The organism is Brevibacillus laterosporus, from assembly GCA_007833815.1.
GTDB lineage: Bacteria > Bacillota > Bacilli > Brevibacillales > Brevibacillaceae > Brevibacillus_B > Brevibacillus_B laterosporus_D.
In genome coordinates, this window is the sequence record CP033464.1 from 1854625 (window position 1) to 1872359 (window position 17735).

General features: G+C 39.7%; 15 protein-coding genes and 1 pseudogene. 15 read left to right on the plus strand and 1 reads right to left on the minus strand.

The features are described from left to right. The first annotated feature begins 21 nt into the window (after positions 1 to 21). The 8 genes and pseudogenes from sbnA to EEL30_10475 all read left to right on the plus strand — a co-directional run bounded on the left by sbnA (position 22) and on the right by EEL30_10475 (position 8909). Positions 22 to 1005 carry a 2,3-diaminopropionate biosynthesis protein SbnA gene (gene sbnA / locus EEL30_10440; GenBank protein ID QDX92689.1) on the plus strand — a complete coding sequence of 328 codons (984 nt, stop codon included), beginning with the start codon at positions 22 to 24 and terminating at the stop codon, positions 1003 to 1005. A gap of 29 nt (positions 1006 to 1034) precedes the next feature. Continuing rightward, on the plus strand, positions 1035 to 2054 hold the full coding sequence (gene sbnB / locus EEL30_10445) for a 2,3-diaminopropionate biosynthesis protein SbnB (protein ID QDX92690.1): 1020 nt from the start codon (positions 1035 to 1037) through the stop codon (positions 2052 to 2054). Between the two features lie 182 nt (positions 2055 to 2236). Next, on the plus strand, positions 2237 to 3661 hold the full coding sequence (locus EEL30_10450; protein ID QDX92691.1) for a SpoVR family protein: 1425 nt from the start codon (positions 2237 to 2239) through the stop codon (positions 3659 to 3661). Positions 3662 to 3946: 285 nt separating this feature from the next. Then, entirely contained in the window at positions 3947 to 5563 is a 1617-nt protein-coding gene (gene dcuS / locus EEL30_10455; GenBank protein QDX92692.1) for a two-component system sensor histidine kinase DcuS, read from the plus strand. Further along, positions 5556 to 6269, plus strand: coding sequence for a response regulator (locus EEL30_10460; protein ID QDX92693.1), 714 nt, complete (start codon positions 5556 to 5558; stop codon positions 6267 to 6269). The genes dcuS and EEL30_10460 overlap by 8 nt, the downstream gene beginning before the upstream one ends. A gap of 247 nt (positions 6270 to 6516) precedes the next feature. Continuing rightward, a pseudogene (locus EEL30_10465) lies at positions 6517 to 6772 on the plus strand (AEC family transporter). Positions 6773 to 6791: 19 nt separating this feature from the next. Then, positions 6792 to 7847, plus strand: a complete 1056-nt coding sequence (locus EEL30_10470) for an AEC family transporter (GenBank protein QDX92694.1) — start codon at positions 6792 to 6794, stop codon at positions 7845 to 7847. A 60-nt stretch (positions 7848 to 7907) separates the two neighbouring features. Then, positions 7908 to 8909 carry a lactate dehydrogenase gene (locus EEL30_10475; protein ID QDX92695.1) on the plus strand — a complete coding sequence of 334 codons (1002 nt, stop codon included), beginning with the start codon at positions 7908 to 7910 and terminating at the stop codon, positions 8907 to 8909. 90 nt (positions 8910 to 8999) lie between these two features. On the opposite strand, the gene EEL30_10480 is transcribed toward EEL30_10475, so the two are convergent. Then, positions 9000 to 9341: a YxeA family protein gene (locus EEL30_10480; GenBank protein QDX95732.1), complete on the minus strand. Its 342-nt coding sequence runs from the start codon at positions 9339 to 9341 to the stop codon at positions 9000 to 9002. 226 nt (positions 9342 to 9567) lie between these two features. On the opposite strand from EEL30_10480, the gene EEL30_10485 reads away from it, so the two are divergent. The 7 genes from EEL30_10485 to EEL30_10515 all read left to right on the plus strand — a co-directional run bounded on the left by EEL30_10485 (position 9568) and on the right by EEL30_10515 (position 17735). Continuing rightward, entirely contained in the window at positions 9568 to 10659 is a 1092-nt protein-coding gene (locus EEL30_10485) for a hypothetical protein (protein ID QDX92696.1), read from the plus strand. A 452-nt stretch (positions 10660 to 11111) separates the two neighbouring features. Then, complete coding sequence (locus EEL30_10490; protein ID QDX92697.1) at positions 11112 to 11387, plus strand: hypothetical protein; 276 nt, start codon at positions 11112 to 11114, stop codon at positions 11385 to 11387. Positions 11388 to 11919: 532 nt separating this feature from the next. Beyond that, positions 11920 to 12606: a DNA-binding response regulator gene (locus EEL30_10495; GenBank protein ID QDX92698.1), complete on the plus strand. Its 687-nt coding sequence runs from the start codon at positions 11920 to 11922 to the stop codon at positions 12604 to 12606. Continuing rightward, complete coding sequence (locus EEL30_10500; GenBank protein ID QDX95733.1) at positions 12596 to 14023, plus strand: sensor histidine kinase; 1428 nt, start codon at positions 12596 to 12598, stop codon at positions 14021 to 14023. Before EEL30_10495 ends, EEL30_10500 begins: the two co-directional genes overlap by 11 nt. Positions 14024 to 14252: 229 nt before the next feature. Beyond that, entirely contained in the window at positions 14253 to 15827 is a 1575-nt protein-coding gene (locus tag EEL30_10505; protein ID QDX92699.1) for an HlyD family efflux transporter periplasmic adaptor subunit, read from the plus strand. Next, positions 15802 to 16551 carry an ABC transporter ATP-binding protein gene (locus tag EEL30_10510; protein QDX92700.1) on the plus strand — a complete coding sequence of 250 codons (750 nt, stop codon included), beginning with the start codon at positions 15802 to 15804 and terminating at the stop codon, positions 16549 to 16551. Before EEL30_10505 ends, EEL30_10510 begins: the two co-directional genes overlap by 26 nt. Then, the gene (locus EEL30_10515; GenBank protein QDX92701.1) at positions 16548 to 17735 is read left to right on the plus strand and encodes an FtsX-like permease family protein; all 1188 of its coding nucleotides are present in this window, start codon (positions 16548 to 16550) and stop codon (positions 17733 to 17735) included. Before EEL30_10510 ends, EEL30_10515 begins: the two co-directional genes overlap by 4 nt.

Sequence of the window (17735 nt, forward strand, 5' to 3'; positions counted from 1 at the left end):
AAGAACATAGGAGGCGATATTATGATTTATGAAAATGCACTAGAATTGATAGGCAATACACCAGTAGTAAAGATTAATCATCTAGTACAAACTGAAAATAGCGAATTATATGTAAAATTGGAAGGGTTTAATCCAGGAGGAAGTTCCAAGGATAGGGTTGCAAAACGTATAATTGAGTATGCTGAAAAAACGGGAAAATTAGAAGCCAATGGAACAATTGTTGAATCATCATCGGGTAATCTGGCTATAGGATTAGCTATGGTGGCTAAAATGAAAGGCTATAAAATGATATGTGTAGTAGATCCTAAAATAAGCAAGGTTAATCTAAATCTTATTAAAGCATTTGGTGCACAGGTTCATATGGTAGATCAATCAGATGAGCATGGGAACTACTTAAAAACAAGATTAGCTACGGCACAACTTTTAGAAAGTTCGATAGAGGGTGCTTATTGGCCAAATCAATATAACAATCCAGAAAATCCAAAAGCGTATATGCATTCATTAGCCCGCGAAATCTATAGTGATTTTCAGGATACCTTAGATTGGATTGTATGCCCAGTTGGCACAGCAGGATTAATAACTGGAGTAGCAGCAGAAATGAAAAAGCTAAATCCTTCTGTTAAAATTTTAGCAGTGGATGCTGTCGGCTCGGTTATTTTCGGTGGAAAGCCAGGTGCACGAAGATTGCTCGGTATTGGAAATGCAATCGTTCCTGGCAATTTAGATAAGAGTTTATATGATCGATTAAGTTATGTAAATGATGCAGATGCGTTTTTTATGACACGAGAACTAGTATTACAGGAGGGACTCCTAGTTGGAGGTTCATCGGGTGCAACAGTATGTGCAGCGTTACGATTACTAGAGGATTTACCAAAAGGACAAAAAGTATTAGCCATTTTGCCAGACAGAGGAGATAGATATTATAGCACTATTTTTTCTGATGAATGGATGAATCAAAATGAGATTAGATTACCTCAATCTATATATAAATCCGTTTCTATTTAATTACACCCAATTTTAAAGGAGGGATTATGATGTTAGTAGAAACAAAGCCAGAGTTAATCTATTTGAACAAGCAAGATATTATAAATGTAGGTGGTTATAAGTCCGAGGTTTATGTACAAGCTATAAAGCAAGCTCTTACGTTACATTCTGAGAAGAACTTTAGTCAGCCACTAAAACCATATCTGAAGACAAATAAAAAGGATGAGCATATCGCAGATAGAATCATAGCTATGCCTGCTTACTTAGGTGAACCTTCTATTTCAGGTATCAAATGGATTGGAAGTAAGTTTACGAATCCTACTAAAAAAAATATGGAAAGAGCTAGTGCTTTGATCATTTTAAATGATCCTGAAACGAACTTTCCTATTGCCATATTAGAGGGAAGTGTCATCAGTTCCATGAGAACTGCGGCAGTAACAGTAGTAGCGACTGAATATTTAGCGAAAAAGGGTTTTAGCCATTTATCTGTGATAGGTTGTGGATTAATTGCTAAAATGCAAATAAATTCTTTGCTGGAACAGTTTGATCATATTAAGCATGTACATTTGTTTGATCTAGATATGCAAAAAGCTGAAGCGTTTGTCAAAGAAATACAACAGCGCTTTAGTCATATTATGTTCCGTATCCATGATTCAGCTCAAAGTGCGGTAGAGAATGCTGAAGTATTAGTAACTTGCACAGTAACAGCAACTCCGTATATTAAATCAGAGTGGATTAAAAAAGGGACATTTGTAAGTAATATTTCTATTATGGACATAGAGAAAGAGGCATTCTTACGTGCAGATAAAGTTGTTGTTGATGACTGGGATCAATCAAATAGAGAAAAGAAGATCATAAATCAATTGGTGCTGGAAGGAAAATTTTCAAAAGAAATGTTGCATGCAGAGCTAGGAGATATTATTACCAATAAAAAAGCAGGCAGAGAAACAGATGACGAGATTATCATTTTAAATCCAATGGGGATGGCCATAGAAGATATCTCTTGCGCCTATGAAATTTATAAAAAAGCACGTCAAGAAGGTATAGGAACGGTGTTAAGCTTGTATTAAATGTACAACAATACAGAAAACCAAAAAGCTGGCTGTTTTGATGAGAAGATGATTTTTAAAATGACAAAGAAGCACATTTTTTTGGCGCCATAAGTCAAACAATGTGCTTTTTCTTTATTTACCTTATATTCTTTTCCCCATTTTACATATACATGGTGTAGAGGGGAAAAGGAGGGGTTTGGATGAACCAGGAGGAACAACGTAAACTGGAATATGCAATTGATGAAATAACCGAAATTGCCAAAGGGTTTGGCTTAGATTTTTATCCCATGCGCTATGAGATATGCCCGGCGGAAATTATTTATACGTTTGGGGCTTACGGAATGCCGACCAGATATTCGCATTGGTCTTTTGGTAAAAATTTCCACAAAATGAAGCTTCAGTATGATTTAAATCTCAGCAAAATTTATGAATTAGTGATTAACTCTAATCCATGCTATGCATTTTTATTAGATGGCAATAGCTTGATCCAAAATAAACTAATCGTGGCACATGTACTGGCTCACTGCGATTTCTTCAAAAACAACGTGCGCTTTAGCAATACTAATCGTAATATGGTAGAGAGCATGGCCGCTAGTGCTGACCGTATTCGAGAGTACGAAATCGCATACGGGAAAGAGAAAGTAGAAGAATTATTGGATGCTTGCATCGGGATACAAGAGCATATTGATCCAAGACTGATTCATCCCAACAAAGAGAGAATCAAATCAAATGGGAACGAGATAGAAGCTCCTAAAATGTATAAGCCTAGTTCACCCTATGATGATTTGTGGAAGCTAGATCAAGAAATAACAAAGATAGACGCTTCTCCTAACCAACCGCAACGGTTTCCTGTGCAACCTGAGAAAGATCTGCTCTGGTTTATTCAGGAATATAGTCCGTATTTGGCGGAATGGCAACGCGATATCATGACCATTATTCGCGATGAAATGTTATATTTCTGGCCGCAAATGGAAACCAAGATCATGAACGAAGGCTGGGCTTCCTATTGGCACTGCCGGATTCTTCGGGAAATGGATTTGACCGAAGCAGAGACAATTGAGTTTGCCAAGTTACACTCTTCCGTCATACAGCCATCTACTACCAGCATTAATCCGTATCATTTAGGTCTGAAAATGTATGAAGATATTGAGAAGCGTTACAATAATCCGACGAAGGAAGAACAGGAGCGTTTTGGGCGCAAACCAAATCAAGGAATGGAAAAAATCTTTGAGGTACGTGAACTAGATGGGGACATTTCCTTTATCCGTAACTATCTGACAGAAAACCTAGTGAAGGAACTGGATATGTATTCATTTGGAAAGCAGGGTAATGACTGGGTGGTTACACAGAAGCAATGGGAACTGGTGCGTGATCAATTGGCACTTTCCCGTGTAAATGGAGGCTTCCCGTACCTAACCGTGCAAGATGGTGACTATCTGCGTAGTGGAGAGTTGTATATCAAGCATCTGTATGAGGGTTTAGAGTTAGATGTTAAATACATCGAGAAAACCTTACCGTATGTTTACACATTATGGGGAAAAAATGCACATATTGAAACTGCATTAGATGATCGAACCGTAGTATTTAGCTATGATGGAAAAAAGGTTCATCGGAGGTTTTTATAGGATAAAGCTTGCATCTCGGATCATCTATAATGGTGAGACGGGATGTTTTTTTTGTTGCTTGACTATTCATAAAATCCCCCTCTATTATCGACAATCTAACAACCTTTTTTGCTAACAACATCACACATGTTTGAAGTTTAGTATAATAGGTAAGATAGCGTAAAAAACTAAGGAGTAACCAAGTTGTATCAGTTAGGAATTGGTAAATAGCGACACAGGGAATTTAGCACCTTAACCTACCCGTAAAAAACTAGACATCTCGAGCAGAAGGAGCTTAACCTGTTCATGAACAAACCTCGCAAAAGGAAGTTACAGCTTAGCTTACACACAAAGATTATTTTGCTTATTGGAATTGTCGTTATTAGCTCTCTCTTGGTTACTAATGTGCTGATCAGTAGGGATATTGCCAGTCAAACGGGTCATAGTTTGTCTGAGAAGGTGACAGACATTGGACGTATTGTAGCTAATTCAGTCATTGTAATTGATGGATTAACGGGTAAACGTGACCAAGCAGAAATTCAAAGCTATTCGAACCGCATCAAAGACCTGACGAATGTGAGCTTTGTGGTTGTGCTTGATATGAATTTAATTAGAAAATCTCATCCGCTGCCTTCCAGAGTCGGGGAATCCTTTATGGATCGGGAAGACGCTAACGCCTCGTTGTCAGGTAAGGAATACATCTCCATTGCAGAAGGAGTGCTGGGCGAGGCATTACGTGTTTTTACGCCTGTATATGATTACGATGGCAAACAGATTGGCGTAGTGACGGTCGGAATAGCATTAGATGATGTAGGAAAAGCGGTCAAGCAGAGCCGATCTGTTATTTATCTAAGCATGATACTTGGAATTGCAATTGGTATTATTGGGGCGTTGTTGTTTGCCAGACATATTAAAAAAATTCTGTTTGGACTAGAGCCCTTTGCTATTGCCAAAGTACTGGAAGAGCAAAATGCGATGCTTCAATCCGTACGGGAAGGTGTTATTGCTGTAGATCGGGAAGGGCTTATTACCTTGGTGAATTCAGAAGCACGAAGGTTATTACAACTAGCCGATAGCTCTGAAGAAATTGTAGGTAAGTCTGCTAGCGACCATATGTGGATATTGGAGGAAACATTACGTACGGGCAAGGCACAGTTGGACGAGCACTATAGCATCAATGGAATTTCACTAGTGATTAACTGTGTACCTGTAGTCGTAGATGATCATGTAGTAGGAGTCGTGGCTACGTTCCGGGATAAGACAGAGATTCAGCAGCTGGTAGAACAGATTACAGGAATACAGCTCTATGCTGATGCACTTCGGGCCAAATCGCACGAATTTAAAAATAAATTGCATGTCATTCAAGGCATGATACATATGGGCTACTACGACCAACTCAGCGAATATATTAAGCAAATTTCTATCCAACACCAAAAAGAGATAGGTTTTATTGTGAGAAGAATTAAAAGCACCGTATTTGCCGGATTCCTATTGGGGAAAGTTAGTGATGCTAGAGAAGATGATGTGGAACTGATCTTGAAAGAAGACAGCTATTTAGCTGAAACCGAGGATTCAGAGCTGATACATTCGCTCATTACCATTGTAGGAAATCTGATTAATAACGCCATGGAAGCTTCTATTCACGCAGATGTTAAAAAGGTAGAGCTGAAAATTGAACAAACAGAAGAACAGATTTTCATTGAACTAACCGATAGCGGACATGGCATTCCACCAACATTTAGACGAGAAATCTTTGTTAAAGGATTCTCGACTAAAGGAGAAAATAGAGGATTGGGGCTGTATTTCGTAGCTCAGCATGTGGATAAGTGGAAGGGTGAGATTGCTATCCATTCTGTTGAGGGGAAAGGAACAAGCTTTGTAATAGCCCTCCCTTACATAATGAAGGATGAATATGATGATTAAGGTGCTAATTGTAGAAGATGACCCAATGGTTGCAGAATTTAATAAAAGATACTTAGAAATGATGGAAGGCTTTACCGTTCAGGCTGTAGCCAATGATGTCAGTAAGGCATTAGAGCTTATTGAAGAAATAGATGTTGACCTGGTGCTTCTCGATGTTTATTTGCCTGGAAAGAGTGGATTTGACTTTCTCACACAAATACGTCAACGGGAAAGAAGCATTGATGTCATTATGATTACAGCAGCTTGTGATACGAAAAGCATTAGTAAAGCCTTGCATTTTGGTGCTGTTGATTATTTAATTAAGCCGTTTGAGTTCGAACGCTTACAAGAGGCTCTGCAAGGTTATAAAGAAAAAGTTAGCGTGATGAAACGACAAAATAAATTGAATCAGACCGATTTGGATAAATTGTTGTTAGCAAAGGATAAAGAGCATACACCTATCTTAGTGGAGCTTCCCAAAGGGTTGACACGTACGACGTTGCAATTGATTTGGGATCATATTACTAAGCGAAGAGGGCAAGCTTTCTCCACTGAGGAGATGGCCCATGAGGTAGGTATATCGCGCGTATCCATGCGGAAATACTTGAATTTTTTAAGTGAGATTGGAGTGTTAAAGGCTGAGATTATGTACGGCACAGTAGGACGCCCAGTATGTAAGCACCGGACGGTAGAGGATAGCAGCGAACGTATCAGACAGTATATGTAGGGGAAAAGCGACTAGCATTCAGCTGGTCGTTTTTTTTATTTATGAAAGTAGAGAACCAGACTCTTTAGTTACATTAGTTACATAATCGCTTTAATAATTTAGATAAGGTATGCAGAAAAGGAAAGTGGGGTTATGATAAAAGCATAAAGAATGTGAATTGATTCACAAGAATAAATTAATAGCCTACTTATTTTTTTGAACCTACATGTGAAAGTATTCACATTATTGATACAAGGGGGAGTGCTCGATGAATATCGGGGAAATTTTTATTAGCACAGTAACAGATAGCAAAATTGTTAGTGCCATTTCTTCTGTCTTCATTATTTTCTGAGGATTCTTTTTACGCAAGAAAGAAGTGTTATCAAAACAAACAGCCAAGATTCTAAATAACGTTATCTTGTCTGTAGCTTTGCCAGCACTGGCATTTTACGGCCTTCATGACCGACATTAATACAGAATACTTGAAACAAGGAATTAACCTTCTCATTTGGGGGAACTTATTGATACAAGGGGGAGTGCTCGATGAATATCGGGGAAATTTTTATTAGTACATTAACAGATAGCAAAATTGTTAGTGCCATTAGTTCTTCTGTCTTCATTATTTTCTTAGGATTCTTTTTACGCAAGAAAGAAGTGTTATCAAAACAAACAGCCAAGATTCTAAGTAACGTTATCTTGTCTGTAGCTTTGCCAGCACTGGCATTTACGGCCTTCATGACCGACATTAATACAGAATCCTTAAAACAAGGGATTAACCTTCTCATTTGGGGGATCTTGGTTTACATCGTTCTGATCTTTGTTTCTAAACCACTGTTTGCGAAATATGTAGGCGATAAGCAAGACGTACTACGTGTTCTAACGATCTTTGGTTCTACTACCTTCTTCGGTATTCCAATCGTACAAGTTATGTATGGTGCAGTTGGGGTTATGTACGCTTCTATCTTTAACATTGGATATCGTATTTTCCTTTACTCTTACGGATACATCAAGATGTCTGGTTTAAAAATGGAAGCCAAAAACATCAAGACGATGTTTTTAAATCCAATCGTAATAGCTACTTTTGCTGGATTATTTATCTGGATGTTCCAAAACTATATTCCACAAGTACACATGATGGCGGATGGAAAAGAAGTAAGCTACGCATTCTTGCGCTTAGATCAAACAGCATTGTGGTTGTTCAAGCCAATGGATTATCTAGCTAAATTAGCTTCTCCACTTGCTTGGTTGTCTATTGGTGCTACACTGGCTGAGATTTCTTTAAAAGATGCTGTACGAGTAAAAGATGCTTGGTACTACAGCTTAAACAAAGTTATCATCGTTCCAATTGTTAACATTGTGATCTTGACTGTTCTAACAATGACTGGTCTATTGCCAATCTCTCATGTAGCTTTGGCAACGGTAGTAATCATGATGGCTACACCAACAGCAACAGTCGCTGCAGCCTATGCCATCAGCTTTGATAAAGAAGCAGTATTAACTTCCAACTGCTCCTTGTTATCCACGATAGTAGGTGTTCTGATAATGCCTTTATGGATTGTTGTCCTAGAAATGATTAAAACTTTGGGATTGTTTGTATAAAAGAAACAACGAAGACGCGAGAAATTGTGATTAGGTTTACCAAGAGAGGGAGGATTACACATGAAAAAAATTAATCTAGTTTGCTATGGTGTGCGAGATGTAGAGGTAGAATTCTTTCAAAAGCTAAACAAATTCAATTACAATTTAACATTGATAGCAGACTTAATGAACGATACGAATGTTGAGATGGCTAAAGGTGCAGACGCGGTTATGATTCGCGGTAATTGTAAGGCGACTCGTACGAACATCGAAAAACTAGCTAGCTACGGAGTGAAATATTTATTGACTAGAACGGTAGGCTTTAATCATATCGATCTACAAGCGGTGAAAGATTGCGGTATGAAAGCAGCGCGCGTGCCATCTTATTCCCCCAATGCAATCTCTGAACTAGCACTTACACTTGGCATGATGTTGATGCGTAATGCTTCTTATACAGCTAATAAAACAAAAGAAAAAGACTTCACGGTTGATGCTACTATGTTTAGTAAAGAAATTCGTAATTGCACAGTAGGTATCTTGGGTACTGGTAAAATTGGTTTAACTACAGCGAAATTATTCAAAGGCTTGGGAGCTCACGTAGTGGCATTCGATGTTTTTGAAAATGAAGCGGCAAAAGAAATTGTAGAATATCTACCTTTAGATGAAGTATTAGCGAAATCTGATTTGATCTCTGTACATGTTCCTTTCTTCAAAGATCAGAACTACAAAATGATCAACGATGAATTCCTAGCGAAAATGAAAGATCAAGCTGTGCTTATCAACACATCTCGCGGTGAGTTGCAGGACAACGAAGCGATTCTACGAGCGTTGGAAGCGAATAAACTAGCTGGTTTTGGTACCGATGTATTCGAAAATGAGTCTACTTTCTTCTTCAAGAACCTGAAAGATCAGACTTTGCCTAACGAAACCATTGAAAAGCTGATCAATATGTTCCCACGAGTGTTGGTAACACCGCACATCGGTTCTTACACAGATGAAGCATTGACCAACATGGTAGAAATCTCTTATGAAAACTTGTACAGCTTTCTTACTGAGGGAAAATGTGATAACGAAGTAGCCTAATGGATTTGTGAAGCACTACTTCTCTTTGCAAACAGCCACCTTTCATCTGCCATAATGAAAGGTGGCTATTTCTATTTGTACGGTTACCTTCTATTGAATATGTAGTTGTTGCTGAGCTGGTGCTGGAATGTCTTTAATGGATACGTTATCGAGATTTGTCACATCGCCTTGATGATTTATTGTGAATTTGACTAAAGAGCCTTCTGGTAATTTAGAATCTGTGGTGTAAGTAAGGACTTTTTTATTCCCGTCTTTATCATAGGTGGGGAGAGTGTATTCCTTACCTTGGTTAGTCAGGTCTTTACCTTCACTTAACATGGCAGCGTAAAACTCTGTTTCATTACCTAAAACATTGTATTGATCTTGCTCACAACCCGCCAAAGCTACACTTCCTATCAAAAGAGCAATGATGAAGCCTAAATTCTTTTTCAATAGAAAAACGTCCTTTCCATAGTCGGAGTTGTCCGTGTATTTCCACAAAATATACGAAATATTCATTGAATTGTCAACTTTTATAAAGAGTCGAAATGTAGTAGACATCCTCAGCTTTCCCACAACTTTTCCTCAAGGTGGACATTTACCTGACATACTCCGTTAGTACATTAGTACTTGTAAGAAGTTGTTCTTGCAAAACTAACTATGAAGGAGTTTGATTCGAATGAATAAAAAAGCATCAAAATGGATGATTGGGGCACTAGCACTAGCAGTCTTTGCACCAACTGCGGCTTTTGCGGCAACGAATACAAATGTAGATGCAACAAAAGTAGAGCAAACCTTTCATCAAAAACGCGTACTCTATTCATCTGAGGATAGACAAGCCAACCAACAGGAATTAATGCAGATTATCAACAAATACAATCCCGATCTAGCTGACGATTTCCAGAAGCTATTTGACCAGCAGGATAAAATGATGGAAAAATCGGGCCTAAAGATAAAGATTAATGGTGAAGGCAAAAACATCGATGAAGAAACGAAAAAGAAAATTGCTGATGTTCAAGAGCAAGTAAAAGACGGAACATTAACAAAGGAACAAGCAAAAGAAGAGATGGAAAAGCTAGGCCTAAACATAAAGCTAAAGACTATTGGTGAAGGCAAAGAAATCGATGAAGAAACGAAAAAGAAGCTTGATGAAATTAAAGAGCAAGTAAAAGAAGGAACATTAACGAAGGAACAAGCAACAGAAGAGATGGAAAAACTGGGCCTAAAGTTTAATGTTCGTAAATTCAAAGAAATCGATGAAGAAACAAAAAAGAAGCTTGATGCTATTCAAGAGCAAGTAAAAGAAGGAACATTAACGAAGGAACAAGCAGAAGAAGAGATGGAAAAATTGAATCTGAAGTTTAAGGTTCATAAGTTCAAAGAAATCGATGAAGAAACAAAAGAGAAGCTTGATGCTATTCAAGAACAAGTAAAAGAAGGAACATTAACGAAGGAACAAGCAAAAGAAGAGATGGAAAAACTGGGCCTGAAGCACATGGTTCGTGAAGGCAAAACAATCGATGAAGAAACGAAAAAGAAGCTTGATGAAATTCAAGAGCAAGTAAAAGAAGGAACATTGACGAAGGAACAAGCAAAAGAAGAGATGGAAAAACTGGGCCTCAAGCACGCTGTTCGTGAAGGAAAAGAAAATATCATGGAACAGATTAAAGAAGCCGCTGATGCGGATGATGCTGATACAGTGAACAAACTACTACAAGAGTGGTTAGAAAAAATGCAAAACAAGAAATTCCCTGAAGCAAAGGCTGAGTAATTGCAGCGTGTAAGTAATGGGAAAAGCTCAAAATAGAGCACACAAGTCGGGCAAAAGGTTAGCTAGAAGTAGAGCGGTAATAAACAGTAAAATTAGCAGTAGCCCCTTGTTTTAGAGTAACCCCCACTCTCTATATAAATGTGTGATGTCATAAGGCATGGCTTTCCCTGATAACGGGAGGGCTATGCCTGCGTTTAGTTGACGTTAACTGCCAATTACGTTTAAAGGAGGCCGATCAATCTATTTGACCGGTCTTTTTTTGATGCGCTCAGCATAGGCATCAAACGGTTCATTGAATTGTCAACTTTTAGAGAGGGGTAAGATGTAGTAGACATACTCAGCTTTCCACAGCATTTCCTTTAGGTGGACATTCATCTGACATACTTTCCTAGTAGAGTGGTACTTGTAAGAAGTTATCTTAGCAAAACTAACTAGGAAGGAGTTTGATTCGAATGAATAAAAAAGCATTAAAATGGATAATTGGATCATTAGCACTAGCAGTCATTGTACCAACTGTGGCTTTTATGCTAATTCAGGAACTATCCTTTGATAAGCATGATGTGAACAGCTTTGAGCAGGAGGAAATGCAAGAAGTACAATTGGATGAAGCAACGAAGAAAGAGCTAGATGGATTGAGGGAACAAGTGGAGAATGGTACATTAACTCAGGAAGAAGTCATGGATAAGCTTGGTGTGCAAGGATTTGACTCGGATGGAGCAACGAAGTAAGACTAATACAAATGTAGATGCAACAAAAGTAGAGCAAACCTTTCATCAAAAACGCGTACTCTATTCACTTGAAGATAGACAACAATCCCCGATCTAGCTAACGATTTCAAAGAAGCTAATATCATGGAACAGATAAAGTAGCGGCTGATGCGGATGATGCAGATACAGTGAACAAACTGCTACACTCTGAAGCAAAGGCTGAGTAATTGAAGCGTGTAAGTAGTTGGAAAAGCTCAAATAGAGACTAACAAATAGTCAATAAGTAAGCTTCAGGAGAGCCTAGAAGAAGAGCGGAAATGTGTCAGTAAAACAGTGAAGTTCGCAGTAGCCTCATGTTTTAAGTACCTTCCGACTCTCTCTATATAAATGTGTGATGTCATAAGGCATGGCTTTCCCTGATAACGGAAGGCCATGCCTGCGTTTGGTTGACTTTACATTAACTACCAAAACATACCCTCTTTTCCTTTCGGTATGTTTTTCGTATGCTTTTGATAGAGCCCTCACGTTATACAGTTGGAAGGGAGCATATTATATGCAAACAATAGTAATCGTAGAAGACGAAGGGCCGATTTCTCGGGTTCTACAAGTCTATTTGGAAAAAGCGGGATATCAGGTGGAGCTTGCCTTTGACGGGGAAGAAGCCATTACTACATTCGATCGTGTGACACCTTCTCTGGTCTTATTGGACGTCATGCTACCAGGGCAGAGCGGTTGGAAGGTATTGGAGTATATACGTACTAAAAGTAGTTGTCCCGTCATCATGTTAACAGCGTTAGGACAACTGGACCAGAAGATAACTGGGTTAAATCAGGGTGCTGATGATTACATTACCAAGCCTTTCATTGGTGAGGAAGTTGTGGCACGTGTCAATGCTGTCATGCGACGTTCTTTGCTGGTCATGGGTGACTATCAGGCACGGATTTTTGGTAGTTTAAAAGTAGATTACCAGGCTCATTCTGTTATGTTGCACGGCATTGAACTTACTTTCACACCACGTGATCTGTCTCTTTTTTTATTTCTCGCACAGCATCCCAATCAGACCTTTACAAGAGAACAGTTAATCGAACACGTCTGGGGTATGGATTATGAGGGCAGTGATCGTGCTGTTGATCTAGCGGTGAAACGGATCAGGAGAACCTTGCAAAACTGGCCAACCGATGAAGGAGAGATTCGTACACTACGGGGATTGGGGTATCAGTTCTGTGTCAATGAAAAATAAAGAGCGGAAGACGCTATTAACCTATTGGACAACTCGTTATGTACTCACTATATGTGTTGGTCTTGTCGTCATTGGTCTTTTCTCTAGCATGTGGATACGCTACAATGAAACGCAAAAACGGCTCGACGTCATGAAATACATGGCAATGGACATTTCTGAGCAAATTGTCGCAGCGGACGGGACGGTTGTGATACCCCCTTTCTTGCCACGTTTACTAGATAATCGTCAACGCTTCATGGGAGGATTTAAGCCCATGGTGCTAATTTTAGATCAACAGAGACGTGTCATCCTTCACACATCCGCAGCCACAAGCGCAAACACATCAAATCGTTTTCTTGACGATATACTCCCGCGACTCTCCCCTAATTGGGAGCAAAATCAATCTGTGCAAGAAATACAGATGCGATCAGGGGAAAATGTATTCTTTCTCACCCAGAAGATAGAGAACAATGGCAAAACGCTGGGCTGGGTCTTTCTCTTTTCCCCGAAAAAAGAGATGTCTCATAGTGTAGAGGCGATGCAACAATTATGTATTATGTTAATAGGTCTTGGAGTGTTAGGTTGGATTGTTATTTATTATTTGACGAAAAAATTATCGGAACCTGTTAAGGATGTTGCAGATGCGGCAAAACAGATTTTGACGGGACAATATGATATCGAACTGAAAAAGGATATCAAAGAAAAGGAAATCTACGAACTTATTCAGTCGTTCAAAGATATGGCGGATCGGCTACGTCAGTTAGAAATGATGCGAACGGAGCTGCTCGCGGGAGTTACCCATGAGCTTAAAACGCCAGTAACTTCCATCAGTGGACTGCTACAAGCGGTCAAGGATGAAGTAGTAACAGGTGAAGTAGCCCAAGAGTTTCTGGAGGTTTGTTCAAAAGAGATTTTTCGTTTGCAAAAAATGGTCGAAGATTTATTGGATTTCAATTCTTTTGCGGTGGGAGATATTAAGGTTACCAAACAACCACAGAACTTGAATCATCTCGTGCAAGAGATCACGCATCAGTGGTTGATTGGACAAGAGGAGAATACGCTTTCGCTTCAGACGTATATTCCTGAACAGGAGGTATGGATCGACACGGACCCGCTACGTATTCAGCAAATTTTATACAATCTATTAAATAACGCCAAACAAGCGACGGGACCAAATGGAATCATTCAAGTCACTCTATTACATCAAGAAGGAGTTCTTCAGATTTCTGTGCAAGATAATGGCATTGGAATTCCAGAAGCAGAGAAGGCAAATATTTTTGAACGATTTTATCGCGGGGAAGAGAAGAAACATAAGGTAAGGGGTCTCGGACTAGGATTACCTTTTAGCAACATGATGGCAAAGGCACTTGGTGGCGATCTTCAATTGACTGAGAGTGTTAGAGAGAAGACCATTTTTACACTGTCACTAAAAAAGTGAGTGATTTAAAACCAATATCCACAGGCGAACGATCTAATTGATAAGAAATGTCCACAAATACCGAGTAAAAAGGTATTTGTGGACATTTTTTTATACGAACAGTAGCAGAGATTTCCTTCCTTTCCCTCCATTTTCCCACTGAACAGACATCTAGCTGACATACAGCGGCCTTATAGTTAGTTTACGAAGGTTGTTTGTAGAAAATATGAGTCTTTTGGGGGAAATCTCAATGATTGAAAGTACAACAAATAAATCATTTCTTAGGGGAATGGGCAAGAGAAAGAAAAAGATTATCATGATTACATTAGCGGGAGCCTTGCTGTGTGGGACGGGTATTTTTGCCTATAGTAAGTTTGTCTCGCCTTCTAGTGCAGCTTCGATTATGCAAACAATTCCCGTCCAGAGAGGGGATGTTTCTGAGGTTGTTGCTGCTTCTGGTACGGTGCAGGCCGCTCAACAAGAGACTTTAAACTTCCCCAGTGGTGATGATGTCATTACGGCAATACATGTAAAAATAGGTGATTCTGTAAAAGCAGGGCAGGTACTCGCTACTATGGATCAGTCCGCTACTTTGATGCAAGTAAAGATTGCAGAAGCCAACCTGTTATCAGCCAAGGCAAGCCTAGCGGAAAAAATGCAAACAAAAGATGAGAATGAAATTCTAGTATTACAGACTAATGTGACGAAAGCAAAAGCATCATTGGAAGCTGCTAAGAAAAGCTACGACAATCAAAAGGCGTTAATCAATCAAGAGAAGGCAAGTAGTAATTTGCAAGAGGCCAAAAAAAATGTTGAAACGCAAAAGAGACTATATGAAGCGGGAGCTATCTCGAAAAGTGAATTAGATCAGGCTCAAAATAGTCTCAATCAGGCAGAGGCGGAATACCAAACGTCTAGCATGCAATACAGTCAGACAAAGGATCAGAGCCACAATAGTGTAGTTCAGGCACAAGCTGCCTACGATTCTGCGCTAGCACAGTTGAATCAAGCGAAAGCTCCGGCACAAGATTCTTCTCTACAAACAGCGAAAGCATCAGTTACTCAAGCTGAGGTTAAACTACAAGAACTACAGCTTCAATTAGAAAAATTAACGTTAAAAGCGTCAATGGATGGTGTCGTTTTACAGGTGAATGGGGATGTAGGTAAAGCAGCAGCCTCCCCCTTTTTGGTTATGGATAACTCGAATGCCGAAGAATTGGAAGTGCTGGCCCAGATCAGTCAGAGCGAAATTGGTAAAATCAAGCAAGGCATGGAAGCCACTTTTACCATCGGAACCTTTAGTGGTAAAAAATTCCAAGGAAAAGTGAAAACGATATATCCACAAGGAACTACAGACTCAGGAGTGACAACCTACAAAGTACTCCTTACTGTCGGAAATAAAGAAGGATTGTTAAAACCAGGCATGACGCTCCAGACAACAATTCATGTAGGAACACAAAAGAATGTGCTCTATGTCCCAACGGCTGCTTTGCGAGAACAAGGTGGGAAAACAGGTGTTTTGGTGAAAGGAGAAGATGGTGCTACTACGAATAAAGAAGGGAAGGCAATAACAGATTCAAAAAGCAAATCACGTGACAGAGGACAAAATGTGTCAGGTTATCAATTCAAGGAAGTAACGACCGGACTGGTCAGCTCAAATAGCGTCGAAATTACTTCTGGTCTCGAAGAAGGGGATCAGATTCTATTAATCATGCAGGTACCTAGCTCCTCCGATAACCGTCAAATGCGTCAAGGCGCAGGTATGAGTAGTATGCCCGGAATGGGAGGAGGTATGCCAAGTGGAGGTAGTATCAGAATTAGATAAAGCTAGAGCGGTTATTCGCATTACTGATCTTAAAAAGACATATACCATTGGAGATCAAGAGATACATGCCCTACGTGGAGTAAATCTTATGATTGAAGAAGGGGATTTTGTAGCCATAATGGGTCCATCTGGTTCAGGTAAATCTACCATGATGAACGTTATTGGTTGCTTGGATCAACCCTCAAGCGGAGCCTTTTATTTAGATGACGATCCTGTTTCGGAGGCAGAAGATGAGGATTTAGCCAAAATTAGGAATCAAAAAATAGGTTTTGTTTTCCAAAATTTTAACCTACTTCCGCGTACACCAGCGGTAGAAAATGTGGAACTACCACTTTTATATGCAGGTGTAGATGCCAAACAAAGACGAAAGAGAGCTATTGATTCCCTAAATAGTGTGGGACTTGGCAATCGGTTATACAACAAACCCAATGAGTTATCAGGAGGGCAACAGCAACGTGTTTCCATTGCCCGTGCTTTGGTTAATCATCCCGTGATTATTTTGGCAGATGAACCTACAGGCGCTCTTGATACCAAGACTAGTCAAGAGATTATGGGGATATTTCAGCGATTAAATGATGAAGGAAAAACCGTTATTTTGGTGACGCATGAATCAGATATCGCTGAATATGCTAAGCGAGTCATCCATTTCCGTGACGGACAGATAATCGCAAATGATGTGATCCAAGAGCGAAGAATAGCGAAATTCGAGGAAGTGGTAGGATGAATTTTTTGGAAGCCATGCGAGTATCACTACGAAGTGTAACAGCTAATAAATTGAGGTCTTTTTTAACCATGTTAGGCATCATAATTGGTGTATCTGCTGTGATTACGATGGTAGCAATAGGGGAAGGGGCAAAATCTAGTGTAGCCAAACAAATTAATGGCTTGGGAAGTAATCTGCTGATTGTCACAGCAGAACTAACAAAGGGTGGCGCTCAACTAACTTTAGAGGATGCTAAAGCCCTACAACAAAAGGATTCGATAGCAGGTGTTGCCCCTTCCGTTAACATGCGAGCGCAGTTGGTTTATCAGAATGACAACTATTCATCCAGCTTGGAAGGCACGATGGAATCTTTTCCAGAAGTACGTAACGCTAGCTTACAAGAGGGAAGATTTTTTACTAGCTTTGAGGTCAGCGAGCAGGCAAATGTGGTGGTGATCGGTTCAGAGGTTGTCACTAACCTTTTTGCCAGTTCCAATGAAAGTCCAATTGGCAAAACGATTGAAATTAACCAGATTCCATTTACAGTAATAGGTGTTTTGAAAAGTCAGGGTAGCTCAGGCATGACCAATAATGATGAAAGGGTAATCATTCCGATTACAACGGCGATGGAGCGTCTAGGACAAAGTAGCCTACACACGATCTATGTGTCAGCTATTTCATCAGATGAGATGCTTCAGGCTCAGTTTGATATCCAACAAACCTTGCGAGCGCAGCATAAGCTAATGCCTAGCAAAGAGGATGATTTTACCATAAGATCTCAATCAGATATTTTGGAAACGGCACAAAACGTGACCAGTGTCATGACTTCACTGTTATCAGGAATTGCTGCTATTTCTCTAGTGGTGGGCGGTATCGGTATTATGAACATCATGCTGGTCTCGGTAACGGAGCGTACTCGTGAGATCGGGATTCGTAAAGCAATTGGAGCTACCAAGGGAGCGATTTTGCAGCAATTTTTGATTGAGTCAATTACCCTGAGTCTGTTAGGTGGGGTGATCGGAATTCTACTGGGAGTGGGAGCGGCTTGGATCGTGAACAAGCTTGGTGGAGTGGATATTGCGATTACAGTAACTCCTATGCTGTATGCCTTCTTGTCATCTTTATTTGTGGGTGTGATATTTGGAGTATATCCGGCTAAAAAGGCAGCGGATATGAAGCCAATTGATGCATTGAGATATGAATAG